The sequence below is a fragment of the Paraburkholderia dioscoreae genome (assembly GCF_902459535.1).
Classification (GTDB): domain Bacteria; phylum Pseudomonadota; class Gammaproteobacteria; order Burkholderiales; family Burkholderiaceae; genus Paraburkholderia; species Paraburkholderia dioscoreae.
Genome location: NZ_LR699554.1, coordinates 3,351,626 through 3,366,365, shown reverse-complemented (window position 1 = coordinate 3,366,365; position 14,740 = coordinate 3,351,626). Strand labels below are relative to the sequence as shown.

The 14,740-nt window shown below is 62.8% G+C and carries 12 protein-coding genes; 8 read left to right on the top strand and 4 right to left on the bottom strand.

The window, feature by feature from the left end; all coding sequences use genetic code 11:
• Positions 1–15: 15 nt before the first annotated feature.
• On the top strand, positions 16–816 hold the full coding sequence (locus PDMSB3_RS35170; protein ID WP_165189534.1) for an ROK family protein: 801 nt from the start codon (positions 16–18) through the stop codon (positions 814–816).
• Positions 817–871: 55 nt separating this feature from the next.
• Here the strand turns inward: PDMSB3_RS35170 and PDMSB3_RS35165 are convergent, their stop codons facing one another.
• On the bottom strand, positions 872–1,867 hold the full coding sequence (locus PDMSB3_RS35165; RefSeq protein ID WP_165189532.1) for an aldo/keto reductase: 996 nt from the start codon (positions 1,865–1,867) through the stop codon (positions 872–874).
• 454 nt (positions 1,868–2,321) lie between these two features.
• Between PDMSB3_RS35165 and PDMSB3_RS35160 the strand changes: the two genes are divergently transcribed.
• The 6 genes from PDMSB3_RS35160 to PDMSB3_RS35135 all read left to right on the top strand — a co-directional run bounded on the left by PDMSB3_RS35160 (position 2,322) and on the right by PDMSB3_RS35135 (position 12,454).
• On the top strand, positions 2,322–4,520 hold the full coding sequence (locus PDMSB3_RS35160; protein WP_007178513.1) for a TonB-dependent receptor: 2,199 nt from the start codon (positions 2,322–2,324) through the stop codon (positions 4,518–4,520).
• Between the two features lie 67 nt (positions 4,521–4,587).
• Positions 4,588–5,271, top strand: coding sequence for a Fe2+-dependent dioxygenase (locus PDMSB3_RS35155; RefSeq protein WP_007178512.1), 684 nt, complete (start codon positions 4,588–4,590; stop codon positions 5,269–5,271).
• Positions 5,268–5,990, top strand: a complete 723-nt coding sequence (locus PDMSB3_RS35150; RefSeq protein ID WP_007178511.1) for a PepSY-associated TM helix domain-containing protein — start codon at positions 5,268–5,270, stop codon at positions 5,988–5,990. Before PDMSB3_RS35155 ends, PDMSB3_RS35150 begins: the two co-directional genes overlap by 4 nt.
• Positions 5,991–6,319: 329 nt before the next feature.
• Positions 6,320–11,266 (top strand): response regulator, encoded by a 4,947-nt coding sequence (locus PDMSB3_RS35145; protein WP_165189530.1) that lies wholly within the window; start codon positions 6,320–6,322, stop codon positions 11,264–11,266.
• A gap of 137 nt (positions 11,267–11,403) precedes the next feature.
• On the top strand, positions 11,404–12,093 hold the full coding sequence (locus PDMSB3_RS35140; RefSeq protein WP_165189528.1) for a nitroreductase: 690 nt from the start codon (positions 11,404–11,406) through the stop codon (positions 12,091–12,093).
• 49 nt (positions 12,094–12,142) lie between these two features.
• Positions 12,143–12,454 carry a high-potential iron-sulfur protein gene (locus PDMSB3_RS35135; RefSeq protein ID WP_007178508.1) on the top strand — a complete coding sequence of 104 codons (312 nt, stop codon included), beginning with the start codon at positions 12,143–12,145 and terminating at the stop codon, positions 12,452–12,454.
• A gap of 52 nt (positions 12,455–12,506) precedes the next feature.
• On the opposite strand, the gene PDMSB3_RS35130 is transcribed toward PDMSB3_RS35135, so the two are convergent.
• The 3 genes from PDMSB3_RS35130 to PDMSB3_RS35120 form a co-directional block, all read right to left on the bottom strand.
• Complete coding sequence (locus PDMSB3_RS35130; protein ID WP_007178507.1) at positions 12,507–12,857, bottom strand: DOPA 4,5-dioxygenase family protein; 351 nt, start codon at positions 12,855–12,857, stop codon at positions 12,507–12,509.
• Between the two features lie 35 nt (positions 12,858–12,892).
• Entirely contained in the window at positions 12,893–13,366 is a 474-nt protein-coding gene (locus PDMSB3_RS35125) for a GNAT family N-acetyltransferase (RefSeq protein ID WP_007178506.1), read from the bottom strand.
• Positions 13,367–13,706: 340 nt separating this feature from the next.
• Positions 13,707–13,889: a hypothetical protein gene (locus PDMSB3_RS35120; RefSeq protein WP_035516845.1), complete on the bottom strand. Its 183-nt coding sequence runs from the start codon at positions 13,887–13,889 to the stop codon at positions 13,707–13,709.
• A gap of 112 nt (positions 13,890–14,001) precedes the next feature.
• On the opposite strand from PDMSB3_RS35120, the gene PDMSB3_RS35115 reads away from it, so the two are divergent.
• Positions 14,002–14,274 (top strand): DUF1488 family protein, encoded by a 273-nt coding sequence (locus PDMSB3_RS35115; protein WP_007178505.1) that lies wholly within the window; start codon positions 14,002–14,004, stop codon positions 14,272–14,274.
• Positions 14,275–14,740 lie beyond the last annotated feature (466 nt).

Sequence of the window (14,740 nt, the reverse complement as noted above, 5' to 3'; positions counted from 1 at the left end):
CAACCGGGGGACACCGTGGCAGCACGTAAGACGAAAGTGACAAGCACTACCGAACGAATTCTGGCGATCGACGTTGGCGGCACGGGTTTGAAAGCCGCGATCATCGACGCGGACGGCAAGATGAAAACCGAACGCGTGCGGGTGGCGACGCCGCATCCCTGTACGCCGGATCAACTCGTGGACGCGTTAGCGAAGCTGGTTGCGCCGCTCGTCGCGCAGGAGCCGCCCACGCGGATGTCGATCGGCTTTCCGGGCGTGGTGCGCAACAACCGTATTCTGACCGCGCCGCACTTCGGCGTTGAAGGCTGGCACGATATTGCGCTGGCTGATTCGCTGGCGCAGCGCCTGGGCGGATTGCCGGTTCGCATGATCAACGACGCCGAGATGCAAGGTTTCGCCGCGATCTCGGGTCAAGGCCTCGAATTCGTGCTGACACTCGGCACGGGTGCTGGTACGGCAATGTTTCGCGACGGAGAGTTGATGCCGCATCTGGAGCTTGCGCATCACCCGGTCAGCAAGAAGGGCGTGGCGTACGACGAATATATCGGCGATGCTGCGCGTAAAAAAGTCGGAAACAAGCGCTGGAACCGGCGCGTTCAGAAGGTTATCGGGATTCTGGCGGCGCTGGTGAACTACGACAAATTGTGGATTGGCGGCGGCAACGCCGCGCGCCTCACGATCGATCTCCCGGCAAACGTGGCGACCGTTTCGAACGATGCCGGCATTGAAGGCGGGGCGCGTCTATGGCATGCGAGGTCCATGCGTGAGACGCGCCAATTGCCGGAAGCGAATGAGCGGACGGGCCGCTTCAAATGACCTTCACGCGGCGCGGTGCGGGTTGCGCGGTTGCCGTCGCAACAGGTGACTCCGCTTAACGCGCCGCGTCGCCCCAACGGTATTCCACGCTCGCTTCATCGAGTTGCGTCTTGATCTGCGGATCGAGCACGAAATCGGTAGCCGCGAGCGTATCGCTCAACTGCTCGGCGCGGCTCGCGCCGATAATCGCTGACGTGATGAGCGGATTCGCCAGCACCCAGGCGAGCGAAACGCGCGTCAGCGATTCGCCGGTTGGCGCCGCGATGGCTTTCAGCTGTTCGATCGTTTCGAACTCGCGTTTATGCCAATACCGCTGGTGATACATTGCACCCGCCTTGCCGACGGTTTCAGTGAAACGGCCGGGCGCCGGCGTGACATCCAGTTGATGTTTGCCCGTGAGCAGACCACCCGCGAGCGGGTTGTACGGCATCACGGCTAATTGCTCTTCGCCGGCGAGCGGCAGCAACTCCCGCTCGATCTGGCGAAACAACAGGTTATAGCGAGGCTGCACGGAGACGAAGCGCGCCACGCGCAAAACATCGGCGCGACCCAGGGCGCGCGCGAGTCGATAGGCAAGAAAGTTCGATACGCCGATATAACGCGCCTTGCCCGAGCGCACGATCACGTCCAGCGCTTCGAGCGTTTCGTCGAGCGGCGTGTTCGCGTCGTCGGAGTGAAGCTGGTAGAGGTCCACGTAATCCGTGCCGAGGCGCTGCAACGACGCGTCGATGGCATCCAGCAGATGCTTGCGCGAGGCGCCCTGATCCCACGCAGACGGTCCCATCTTGCCCACCGCCTTGGTCGCCAGAATGAAGCGGTCGCGCTTGCCCTTCAGCCAGCGTCCGACAATCTCCTCCGTGCGGCCGGCAATACCCTCGCCGCCGCCGAGCGGATACACGTTGGCCGTATCGATGAAATTCACGCCGGCATCCGCCGCCGTGTCCAGAATGCGATGCGAGACGTCTTCTTCGGTTTGCAGGCCGAAGGTCATCGTGCCGAGGCATAGGCGCGAAACAGTCAGGCCGGTGCGGCCAAATTTGCGGTATTGCATGGTCAACTCCGGGGATGAACGGAACAGTTCGATATGCAGTGTTGCAAAAAGGATAAACCGTAGCGAGATTTAGTGTCGGCGGCGATTGCCACAAGCTGTTAGTTATTTGAAAGATTTCAGGTGACGTATTTGTCCCTTACGGCTCTGAAAGCCTTTTGTTTTCATGCATGTCGGATTACAAACAAGTAATAATCCGTGACGAAACGGGCATCAAATATTACATAAACCATACATGCGTAAAATATAGAAACAATTCTGTTACGAGGGGTAAGCGACTTCGCGATTGATGCAGATTTATGCGTGTGGAATGATAGCGATTCTCATTTAACCACAGCCAGCCATCCCGTCATCGGTGCCGTGCGCACGAGACCGGCAGCCAGCCAATTTGCGACTTCGTCATCGATTCCATCTCAGGTATGCGAATCGGGCAAGCGCATCTCTGACGGGATTTCCCATGTTCAACCACACGCCGCTTGCGACTGCGTTAGCGCTAGCCTTTGCCGTTCCCTTTGCGACTCCGGCGGTCGCGCAGACTGCTCCGCAATCCGCGTCGCAGCCGTCAACCGCGAATGCAAATTCAACCGCGACGACTACCGCCGACAGCGGTACCTTGCCGGCCATCGGTGTCTCGGCGCAGGCAGAACAACAGGACTTCCAGGCAGAGCGTTCCACGGTCGGCGCAAAGACGCCCACGGCGTTGCGCGATATTCCGCAGACAGTCACCGTCATCAACAAGGCTGTATTGCAATCGCAAGGCGCCACCTCGTTCCAGGACGCGTTGCGCAACGCGCCCGGCGTGACCATCGGCGCGGCCGAAGGCGGCCAGATCGGCAACAACATCAACCTGCGCGGCTTCACCGCACAGAACGACATCTATCTGGACGGTTTCCGCGATCGTAACCAGTACTATCGCGACACGTTCGACCTGGAAGAACTCGAAGTGCTGTACGGTCCGTCGTCGATGCTGTTCGGCCGCGGTTCGACGGGTGGCGTGATCAACCAGGTGAGCAAGAAGGCGAACCTGAAGGACTCCGCGGAAGTCACCGGCATGATCGGCACCGACGATAAATATCGCAGCACCATCGACGTGAACCACAAGCTGACGGATACGTCGGCGATTCGCCTGAACGCATTCGGCCAGAGCCTGGGTTCGACGCGCGATGAGATGAAAAACAAGGATTACGGCATCGCGCCGGAAGTGCGCTTCGGGATCGGCACACCGACCGAAGTCACGATCTCCGCGCTGATCCAGCACAACTACGACATGCCCGACTACGGCGTGCAGGCCTTGAACGGCCACCCGTCGCCGGTGCCGAAGAATACGTTCTACGGCTTGACCACCGACCGCACGATCCAGGACGTGCAGACGGTCACCGCCGCGGTCAAGCACAAGTTCTCGGACAACCTGATCCTGACCAACCAGACGCAGTTCTCACACTCGATGACCGACGCGCGCGAAACCGCCCCGCAATCGGTGTTGACGGGGCCGCTCGCCACCAGTCCCGCGTTGAGCAACGGCAATTTCACGAAGCTCTCGCCTTCGCAACTGTTCATCAAGTTGCAAAGCCACGACCGGGTGATCGAGAACCACTCGTTGTACAACGACACGATGCTCGAATACAAGTTCGTCACCGGCCCGATCAAGCACGACCTGATCGCCGGTGTCGATCTCGGTCACGACAGCTATTCGAATCAGGCGTACACGCGTAACAACCTGCCGGTCGTTTCGATGGTGAATCCGGCGTATCTGTCGTCGCCCGCGGGTGTGACGACGACGGTCGGCAACTACGCGGACTCCGGATCGAACGAAATCGGTGCGTACCTGAACGACACCGTTTCGATCGGCCGGCAGTGGAAGGTGATTGGCGGTTTGCGCTGGGATCGCTTCCAGGCGCAGATTCACAACTCGATCAGCGCGCCGGGCTACGCGACCCAAACCAACTTCTTCACCAGCGTGCGCGCTGGCGTGATTTATCAGCCGACCGACTGGCAGTCGTACTACGTGTCGTACGGCACGTCGTTCAATCCGTCGCTCGAAGCGCTGACAGTGACCAATCTCACGCAGAACCTTGCGCCCGAGTCGACCAGGTCGTACGAAGTCGGCGGGAAATGGGATCTGCTCGGCGGCAATCTCTCGGTGACGTCGTCGTTCTTCCGCGAAGAAAAGACCAACGCGCGAACGCAGGTTTCGCCGACCGAATACGAGCTCGACGGCGACGTCCGTGTCGACGGCTTCCAGGCCGGCGTGACGGGCCACATTACCGACAAGTGGCAGGTGTTCGGCGGCTACACGTACATGGACGCCGTCATCCTGAGCGCGCGCGACGGCACGCAGGGTCACGTGCCGGCCAACACGCCGCGCAATACGCTGACGTTCTGGACCACTTATGCGCTCACGCCGCATTGGGAAATCGGCGGTGGCCCGACCTATATGTCGCCGCGCTATGCGTCGAACACGAACTACGTGCAGGTGCCGGGCTACACGCGCTGGGATGCGACCGCCGCGTATCACGCGAAGAAATACGACGTCCGCCTGAACCTGCTGAACCTGACCAACAAGCAGTACTACGACGCGCTGATTCCGTCGGACGGTGGCCGTTCCGTGCCGGGTATCGGACGCACGTTGCTGGCGACGTTCGACTACCGCTTCTGATACGCGCTGGGCACATGCGTTAGGCTTGCCGTTTTCGAACGCGGCAAGCCGACGCGAAGGAAACATCATGTTGCTGCATATCCCGAATGTACTGAATGCCGAGCAGTTGCGTATCGTGCGCGAGCGGCTCGACACGGCCGGCGACGCGTGGGTCGACGGCCGCGCAACCGCCGGCTATCAGGGTGCACCAGTCAAGCGTAATCAGCAGATCGCCGAGCACACGCCGATTGCGCGCGAGCTCGGCGACGTGATTCTCGCGTCGATCGAGCGCAACCCGCTGTTCATCAGTTCGGTGTTGCCGAACCAGGTGTACCCGCCGCTCTTCAATCGTTACGAAGGCGGCATGCAGTTCGGCAGTCACGTCGACGGCGCAGTGCGCGTGCTGCCCAACGGCGTGAAGCTGCGCACCGACGTCTCGGTGACGCTGTTCATTTCCGACCCCGCGGACTACGACGGCGGCGAACTCGTGATCGAAGACACGTACGGCGTGCAGCAGGTCAAACTGCCGGCCGGTGACATGATCGTCTATCCGGCGACGAGTCTCCATCAGGTCACGCCGGTCACGCGCGGTGTGCGGGTCGCCAGTTTCTTCTGGGTGCAAAGCCTGGTGCGCAGCGACACGCAGCGCGCCATGCTGTTCGACATGGACACGGCCATTCAAAGGCTGAATGCCACCAACGCCGACGACGCCGCGCGCCGCAGCCTCGTCGGCATCTATCACAATCTGTTGCGTACCTGGAGTGAACCGTGAGCGTACCCGAGGCAATCGACATTCAATCGCCCGCGGGCATCGATCACGCGTCGCGTGAACCGCAGCGGCTCGACGAGGGCCAGTTGAAAGCACGGCAGCAGCGCTCGCGCCGCGCCACCTTCGTCAAATGGTTGCGCAAAGTGCATGGCTGGATCGGCCTGTGGGGCGCGGCGCTGGGTTTGCTGTTCGGCACCACGGGGTTTCTGCTGAACCATCGCGGTGGCCCGCTGCGGGTATCGACTGGCGAGCCGCAAGTCGCGCTGTTGCAGGTGCCGTTGCCGCAACCGGCGCCGCAAACGCCGCGCGAGCTCGGCAAATGGCTCAAGCACGAACTGAAACTGGCGGGCACGCCGGGGCGCGTACAGAAAGAGCCGGCGCATCCGGTCGCGTGGGGCGATCGCAGCATCGTGCAGCCGGAGCACTGGCAGCTCAACTTCGCGTCGCCTCGTGAGAACACGTCCGCCGAATATTGGGTGGGCAACGGTTATGTGACCGTCAAGCGCAGCGAGAACACCTTTCTCGCGATGCTGACGAATCTGCACAAAGGCGTCGGCTTGAGCGTCGGCTGGGTGCTGCTGATCGACACGCTGGCCGGCAGCATCATTCTGCTGTCGCTCACCGGTGTGCTGCTCTGGACGGAGCTGAATAAACGCAAGACCGTCGGTGCGGTACTGGTGCTGGGGTCGATCGTCGCCGCGTTGTGTGTCGGGTTGATATAAAAGCCGCTGCGGGCAGGGCCTGGTCGGGAGAAATCGACCGCCCTGTCTGACCTGCGATCGGGAAGATCGCCAGGCCTGCGCCTTTGCGTCAAGGTACGTTTTACCGGTATTTCAGTTCGCTTCGCGGCATCTCTCTCCGCCGACGCCGCCCCGTTCTGCATAAGCCTTCGCCGCGTGCCGCGAAAGGCCGGCTCATCGGGCCGCGGCGTAACCTCTCACCTTCCTCCCTCATCCCGCTACGTGCGAGAATCGCGCTACATCGGTTGCGCGATGATCGTTGGCCATCCGTCGTATCAGGCATCGCTTTTGCAACGGCGGTTTGCACGAATATGAGCCGTCGCGTCGAGGAGATCGCGTTGAAAGAGCCGGACCGCTTCGTGTCGGATGCATTGCCCGACGGCTTTGCCGCGCCGTCCTTCCTCGCCGGCGGCGGCGAGCTGGGTGCGCTCATCCGCGCTTACGACTGGACGCAGACTGCGCTTGGCGCGCCCGAGAACTGGCCGCAAGGGCTGAAGATCGCGATCCGTATCATGCTCACGTCGCGCCAGCCGATCTGGATTGGCTGGGGCGACGAGCTGCTCTATTTTTACAACGACCCATATAAATCGATCATCGGCGGCAAGCATCCGGCCGCGCTCGGCCAGCCGACCAAAGTCGTGTGGCGCGAAATCTGGACCGATATCGAGCCGCTTCTGAACACCGCGCTGGCGGGCGCCGAAGGCATCTTCGTCGAACAGAAGCTGCTCATCATGGAGCGCAACGGCTTTCCCGAGGAGACGTATTACACCTTCTCGTACAGCCCGATTCCCGGCGACGACGGCGAACCCGGCGGCATCATCTGCGCCAACAGCGACGGCACGGCGCAGGTGATCGGCGAACGGCAACTGGCGTTGCTGAAGGAACTGGCGGCGGTCAGCCCGAACGGCCGCGACTGGCGCGAGGCTTGCGAACTCAGCGCGCGCGCCTTGCAGGCTAACCCGCAAGACCTTCCGTTCGCCCTGTTATATGCCGCCGAGCCGGGCAGCGACACGCTCGCGCTGGTCGGCGCGTGCGGCATCGAGCCGGGCCACGCGGGGGCGCCGCAAACCATGAAGCTCGACGGCGAGGCGCCTTGGCCCGTCGTCGACGTGCTCGATACGCAAGCGCCGCTGCGGGTGGGCGATCTGACACAGCGGTTCGCCACCGCGTTGCCGAGCGGTCCGTGGCATCTCCCGTCGCAGCAGGCGGTTATCCTGCCGGTGTCGCCCGGCAGCGAGTCGGCGCAAACGGTGGTTCTGGTCGCTGCGCTGAATCCTTGCCGTCTTTTCGACGACGCCTATCGCAGTTTCCTGAACCTGGCCGCCGGTCAGATCGGCGCGGCGATCGGCTACGCGCGGGCGTACGAGGAGGAGCGGCGGCGCGCGGAAGCGCTAGCCGAAATCGACCGCGCGAAAACCACGTTCTTCTCCAACATCAGCCACGAATTCCGTACGCCGTTGACGCTGATGCTCGGCCCACTCGAAGAACTGCTCGCCAAGCCGCAGCTTGCCGCAGGCGGCGACCAGGCGCGGCTAGGCAGCGACATCGAGGACCGCGCGCTGATCGAGATCACGCATCGCAACGGCTTGCGGCTGCTGAAGCTCGTCAACGCGCTGCTGGACTTCTCGCGCATCGAGGCGGGACGCATGCAGATTCACATGCAACCCACCGATGTCGCATCGTTCACGGCCGAACTCGCGTCGCTGTTCCAGTCCGCGATCGAAGCGGCCGGCCTGCGCCTCGAAGTGGAGATTCCGGCCGCGCCCGTGGTCGCGCAGCTCGACCGCGAGATGTGGGAAAAGGTCGTGATGAACCTGCTGTCGAACGCGTACAAGTTCACGTTCTTCGGCACGATTCGCGTCGCGGTTCGCGTGCTTGCCGGCGTTGGCGTCGAGGTCAGTGTGACGGATAGCGGCATCGGTATTGCCGAGGAAGAAGTGCCGCGCCTCTTCGAACGCTTTCATCGCGTGGCGGGCGCGCCGGGACGCTCGGTCGAAGGCAGCGGCATTGGGCTCGCAATGGTGCAGGAACTGGTCAAACTCCACGGCGGCGCGGTGCGGGTGGACAGTGTGCCCGGCGAAGGCGCGTGCTTCACCGTCTCGCTGCCGCACGGCGCCGTGCCGGTCCAACCTGATGAAGAAGCCGTGCATGCCGCCATGAGCAAGCACGCGCGCACCTATGTCGATGCGGCGTTGCGCTGGAGTCCCGAGAACGAGATCGTCGCCGACGCGCCGGCTGGCGCGACACCGGCTGGCGCGGCGCCGCCCGTGGTTGCGTCAGTCGCCGCCGCGCGGCTGCTGGTCGTCGACGACAACGCGGATCTGCGCGAGTACATGAGCCGTATCCTGCGCGCGGCGGGCCACGACGTGCGGCTTGCCACCGACGGGCAGGCCGCGCTCGAAGCCGCGCGGCAGGAGCGCCCCGATCTCGTGCTCTCCGACGTGATGATGCCGCGCCTCGACGGCTTCGGCCTGCTGCGCGCGTTGCGCGCCGATCCGGAGTTGCGCGACACGCCGGTGCTGATGCTGTCCGCCCGCGCGGGTGAGGAAGCGCGCGTGGACGGCATCGAGCACGGCGCCGACGACTATCTGACCAAGCCCTTCTCGGCGCGCGAACTGCTGGCCCGCGTGTCGGGCAACCTGCAACTCGCGCGCCTGCGCCGCGAGACCGAGACGAAGCTGCGCGAAGAATCGCGCACGCTGGAGATTCTCAATCGCGTCGGCTCGACGGTGGCCGCCGAACTCGATCTGAACCGCGCGGTGCAGATCGTAACCGACGCGGCCACCGAACTGACCGGCGCCGCGTTCGGTTCGTTCTTCTATAACGTGCTCGACGATAAGGGCGGCAGCTACATGCTTTACACGCTGTCCGGCGTGCCGAAGGAAACCTTCGAGCAGTTTCCGATGCCGCGCAACACGGCGGTGTTCGCGCCTACGTTCATGGGCGAAGGCATCGTTCGTGTCAGCGACATCACGCAGGATCCGCGCTATGGCCACAACGCGCCGCATCGTGGCATGCCGGAGGGTCATCTGAAGGTGCGCAGCTATCTGGCCGCGCCCGTGCAGTCGCGCAGCGGTGAAGTGGTCGGAGGGCTGTTCTTCGGTCATCCCGAGCCCGGCGTGTTTACCGAACGCGCTGAGCGGATCGTGGCCGGCATCGCCGCGCAGGCGGCCATTGCCATCGACAATGCGCGTTTGTACCGGGCCGCGCAAACCGAAATCGCCGAGCGCACCAAGGCGCAAAGCGCGCTGCGCGATCTGAACGAAACGCTGGAGCGCCGCGTGATCGAGACGGTGGCGGACCGCGACCGTCTGTGGGAGTTGAGCGAGGATCTGCTGGTGGTGGCCGATATCGAAGGCCGCTTGCAGCGCGTGAGTCCGTCATGGAGCAATGCGCTCGGTCACAATACGCATTGGCTGATGTCGCGTTCCTATGTCGATCTGGTTCACCCGGATGACGTAGAGGTGGTCCGCACCCATCTGGCCGAACTGCGGCGCACGGGCGTGCCGGTGCGTTATGAAAACCGCTTCAGGCGGATCGACGGCACGTGGCGCTGGGTTGCGTGGACGCTCGCGCTCGATCCCGACACGGCGCGCATTCACGGCGTGGGCCGCGACGTCACCGCCGACAAGGAAACCACCGAGGCCTTGCGGCACGCCGAAGAAGCGCTGCGCATGGCGCAGAAGATGGAAGCGATCGGCAAGCTTACGGGCGGCGTTGCGCACGACTTCAACAACTTGTTGCAGGTGATAGGCGGCAATCTGCAACTGCTGGCGAAAGACGTCGCCGGTTCCGAGAAGCCCGAGCAGCGCGTGCGCAATGCGCTCGCAGGCGTGGCCCGCGGAGCTAACCTCGCCTCGCAACTGCTGGCGTTCGGGCGGCGTCAGCCGCTGGCGCCGAAGGTCGTCAATCTCGGCCGCTTCGTGCGCGGACTCGACGACATGCTCAGACGCGCGCTTGGCGACGGCGTCGAAATCGAAACGATCGTGTCGGGCGGCTTGTGGAATACGCTGGTCGATCCGTTCCAGGTCGAGAACGCGCTGCTGAATCTGGCGATCAACGCGCGCGACGCCATGAACGGCCACGGCAAGCTCACCATCGAAGCCGGCAACGCTGCGCTCGACGACGCCTACGCCAAGCGCAACGCCGAGGTCACGCCGGGCCAGTACGTGATGCTGGCGGTCACCGACACGGGTGCCGGGATGCCGCCGGAAGTGCGCGAGCGCGTGTTCGAGCCGTTCTTTACGACCAAGCCCGAAGGTCAGGGCACGGGCCTCGGCTTGAGCATGGTGTATGGCTTCGTCAAACAGTCCGGCGGCCATGTGAAGATCTACAGCGAAGAGGGTCACGGCACGACGATTCGCATCTATCTGCCACGGGTGCGCCAGCAGGAAGACCTCGAAACGAATATCGACGCCGGTCCTGCCAAGGGCGGCACGGAAACCGTTCTGGTGGTCGAGGACGACGAGGAAGTGCGCACGACGGTGGTCGAAATGCTTTCCGATCTCGGCTACCGTGTGCTGAAAGCGAAAGACGCGCAAAGCGCGCTCGCGATCGTCGAAAGCGGTGTGCCGATCGACGTGCTGTTCACCGACGTGGTGATGCCTGGTCCGCTACGCAGCACCGAACTCGCTCGCAAGGCGCGCGAACGGTTGCCGGCGATCGCGGTGCTGTTCACGTCGGGCTATACGGATAACGCGATCGTGCATTCCGGGCGGCTCGACGAGGGCATCGAATTGCTCAGCAAGCCCTACACGCACGAAGCGTTGGCGCGCAAAATTCGCTACGTGCTGCAAACGCAGAATCCGCAGGCGGCTGAAATCGCCGAGGCCGGGCAGCATCTTCTAGAGATCGATCCGCTGGCTGTACCGGATAGCGCCGGCAGCGTCGCCGCTCAGCCGCGGCTGCGGATTCTACTGGTGGAGGATGACGAGCTGATTCGCGCAAGCACCGCCGAATTGCTGCGCATGTTCGACTTCGACATTCTGGAGGCCGAAGGGGAGCATGACGCGAAGCAGATTCTGAGCGAGCATGCGATCAGCGTGATGCTGACCGACGTGGGGCTGGCGGGTAAGTCGGGTGTGGATCTCGCGCTGGAGGTATGTGCCGTGCGACCCGATCTGCGCGTGATCTTTCTGACCGGCTACGACCTCGTGCTGACGCCGGCGCAGCGCAAGGTCTTGCCGCACGCTATCCTGCTGCGCAAGCCGTACGATCTGCTCGATCTCATCGACGCGCTGAAAACGCCGCTGCGCTAGAGCCGCTGCGCAAAGCTAGATCCACTGCGCAAAGCCGGTGAGGCCCGGCAGCGCTTGCCGGCCTCTCAGCGCACAAGTGCGCGCTCGCGCTAGAATTCCCGCAGACCGCCACATGCTCGCTCAGCCGGAATTCGCCGATGACCATACCCGCTAACGCCGTCGACACCGCGCTCATCACGCGGCGTTCCATTCGGGCTTTTCTGCCCACACCGGTGCCGCACGCCGATATCGAAGCCATTCTCGAAGCCGCCAGCCGCGCGCCTTCCGGCACCAATACGCAGCCGTGGAAAGTCTACGTGGTGACGGGCGAATCGCTCGCGCGTCTTTCGCAGGCCTTGCTTGCCGCTTACGACGATCCGCAGCGCGATGCGCTGTACCAGGAAGAGTACCCGTACTACCCGCATCAATGGGTTTCACCATACATCGACCGGCGCCGCAAAATCGGCTGGGATCTGTATGGCCTGCTCGGCATCACGAAGGGCGACAAGGCGCGCATGCATGAGCAGCATGCTCAGAACTACCGCTTCTTCGGTGCACCGGTGGGCTTGTTCTTTACCATCGACCGGGTCATGGAGCGCGGCAGCTGGCTCGACTACGGCATGTTCCTGCAGGCGATCATGACGGCCGCGCGCGGCCGTGGTCTCGATACCTGTCCGCAGGCGGCGTTTACGCAGTTTCATCGGGTGATTGCGGAGCATCTCGGCTTGCCGCCCGAAGAACAACTGGTGTGCGGCATGTCGCTCGGTTTCGCCGACGAAGGCGCGCTGGTCAACACGTTGCGCACCGAGCGCGAACCGGTTGAGCGGTTCACGCGATTTCTCGATTGACGGCAATTGATCGCGATCGAGGCAAGTCCCCACCCCCAATCGGACCTATATGAAAACATCGCGCCGCCATTTTCTGCTGCTGGGCGTGAGCGCGGGCTCAGCGCTCGCACTCGCCCGTACTGCCTTCGCCGAGCCTGCGAACACGCTCAGCGAAAGCGATCCGAAGGCGCAAGCCGTCGGCTATAAGGAGGACGCTTCCAAGGTCGACAAAGCGAAATTCTCCGGCTACGCCGCCGGACAAACCTGCGGTAACTGCTCGCTGTTCCAGGGTAAAGCCACGGACGCATACGGCGGTTGCACGCTGTTCGGCGACAAGCAGGTCGCCGCGCGCGGCTGGTGCAGTTCGTATTCGAATATGTGACGTGCAAGGGGCGACGTGCTATCCAGTTCGCTGCGCGTCGCATTCACGGCGCTCAGTTCAGCGCGCTCAGTACCAGTTCGTGTGAATGGCCGATCCATACGGCTGCGTCGCGGTGATCGCGGAGCGCGTCGCCGGTATTCGGGTGCAGGAAGATATCCAGTGCGCCGTGATTCAGCGTGAGCCAGCCCACCAGGTCGGCGAACTGCTCCTGCGTGAACGCGAGCTGATACGACCACATGGGATGCGGTCCCACCGGGCGCTCATGAAAGCGGCCCAGTTGCAGTTTGCCGCTCCAGCGCGCTTCGATCTGCTCACGCAAGGTCCAGGCGGCGTCGCGGCTGCTCGCATCGAAATACACGTGGGCATGCCAGCTTGCGATGGCGGAGGTGTCGCGAAAGGTCATAACAGGTCCGTTGCGTATCAGTCTTTATCCGACATTCATTCTGCTTCAATTTCCGTCGACGCGCGTGGCGCGCGGCTCATGTAAAACTGTCTGTCATCTTCGCCGACGATCTCGAAGCCGAGCCGTTCGTACAGGCGCTGCGCGGGATTGCCTTTGAGCACCTTGAGGGTGACTGGCAACGCGTCGGCTTGCGCGGCGCGCAACACCGATTGCAGCGCGCGTTCGCCGATGCCGCGCCCTTGAAGCGATGGCGTGATCTGCAATTGCACGACGACCCATTCTGCTTCCGTGCGATGCGCTTTGAGCAAACCGGCCGGCTCGCCGTCGATGCAAATCACGCGCGCCGTGTCATAACGATGCAGCAGACGCGCGCGATGCTCGATATCGTCCGATGGTTCGCCGACGCGCGCCAGGTGCTCCGTCATGGTCGCCTTGCGCAGATCGAACAGGAAGGCCTCGTCCGTGTCGAGTGCCGGGCGCAGGGTGAAAGCAGGTTCTTGAACGGACATGTGGGTCACGTTGCCGGTGTGCCGGCGGCTAGTAAGAATGGTCGTGAATTGTCGCGCCAGCAGCGCTTTTTTACCACGCGGTTATGTTTGTGCCTTTCGACCTGACTGTTCACCGGTCGCGCCAATGCCGAAAGTGGGCAGTCCACGCGGTTGCGGATTCGCATGCTCGCGCGCGCGCCGCCTCAGGCGCGGCCGATGTTTGCGGCGCGCCGGACGCGGGGCGCGGCCTGTTTGCGGTGTGCGCGCTACGGTTCATGCTGCGCGGTTTGCGTTGATTGGCATGTGCTTTGCTTTTGCCTCATCCGCGAATTGCTGGCGGTGTGGGCTCGAAGCCGAACCGTCAGGCAACGATGCCGGTCTGGCATAACAACGACACATGCTGCATACGACGAAACCACACATTGTCACGTACGGGGTTGATGGCGACGCGATGACGCTCGTCTTTTATCCCGACACCGGTTGTCTGCGCTTTGCCATGCGCGCGGCATTGCCACGAGCGCCGGCCGCCGTATTCCTGGTTCACGACGTTTTCCGCATGGCGAGGTGCGCACTGTGGCTTTGCGTAGCTATTCAGTTTCTTCCGGTGTCGTTCGTTCAACACGGCGAGCGGCTTAACGAACTTTGCGAGGTGGGCTATGGAGATTATCGAGCTCGAACCAAGCGTCTCGGCAGACGGACGCGCGGTGATTTTCCAGCTTTCGACGCGAGGACGGGATCTCGAGTGCGCCGTCACGCGTGAGGCATTGGAACAGCATTTCTGGTTGCAACGCGACGCCGGCGAGGAACGCGTCTTGAAGACGTTCGCGGACGGACGCAAGCGCATTACCGCCGTGGCGGAAAGAAAAATGCTGGCACGTCCGGGCGAAAAAGTGCTGCTGACGATCGCCGATTTTGCCGCCCGGGGTTGACGAGCCAGCTCGATGCGATCGCGCGTTTCGTTTGCGTTCGCGTGATATGTCGTCGTGCAACCGTACATCCCCGAGATTCAGCAAGCGACGGTGAAGGTGCCGCTGCTCGCTGAACCTTGCCGATTTTTGCCGGTTCGATCCACTTCCTATAGGTCCGGCCGCTGAAGTCGGCGGCAACGATTCCGCGCAGTAAATAGCCGCATTTATCGCTGTGGGCGGCGCAGCGCGCATCCGTTCACGTCTGAGGAAATCGGCCTGTTACGCCGATTCGCCAAACTGGCCTGCCAATTCCCCTCGCTTCGCGCAATTGCATTCGCAAGTGCGCGCATACACTGTTTTTCATGGAGCGACAGATGACCGAGCCCCATCGACGCGGTCTTCCCCCGCGTTGTTTTGAACCGTACCGTTGATGGCAGTTTGCCGCGGTTGTCGAACGCGGCGGAGCAGTAACGCAGTAGGTAGTAGA

Coding starts and splice junctions, on each gene's coding strand:
- PDMSB3_RS35130 (WP_007178507.1), bottom strand. CDS start 12,857: ATGACCTTTCGCGACACCTCCGCCATCGCAAGCTGGCATGCCCACGTG.
- PDMSB3_RS35155 (WP_007178512.1), top strand. CDS start 4,588: ATGTTGCTGCATATCCCGAATGTACTGAATGCCGAGCAGTTGCGTATC.
- PDMSB3_RS35125 (WP_007178506.1), bottom strand. CDS start 13,366: ATGTCCGTTCAAGAACCTGCTTTCACCCTGCGCCCGGCACTCGACACG.
- PDMSB3_RS35140 (WP_165189528.1), top strand. CDS start 11,404: ATGACCATACCCGCTAACGCCGTCGACACCGCGCTCATCACGCGGCGT.
- PDMSB3_RS35145 (WP_165189530.1), top strand. CDS start 6,320: ATGAGCCGTCGCGTCGAGGAGATCGCGTTGAAAGAGCCGGACCGCTTC.
- PDMSB3_RS35160 (WP_007178513.1), top strand. CDS start 2,322: ATGTTCAACCACACGCCGCTTGCGACTGCGTTAGCGCTAGCCTTTGCC.
- PDMSB3_RS35115 (WP_007178505.1), top strand. CDS start 14,002: ATGGAGATTATCGAGCTCGAACCAAGCGTCTCGGCAGACGGACGCGCG.
- PDMSB3_RS35135 (WP_007178508.1), top strand. CDS start 12,143: ATGAAAACATCGCGCCGCCATTTTCTGCTGCTGGGCGTGAGCGCGGGC.
- PDMSB3_RS35165 (WP_165189532.1), bottom strand. CDS start 1,867: ATGCAATACCGCAAATTTGGCCGCACCGGCCTGACTGTTTCGCGCCTA.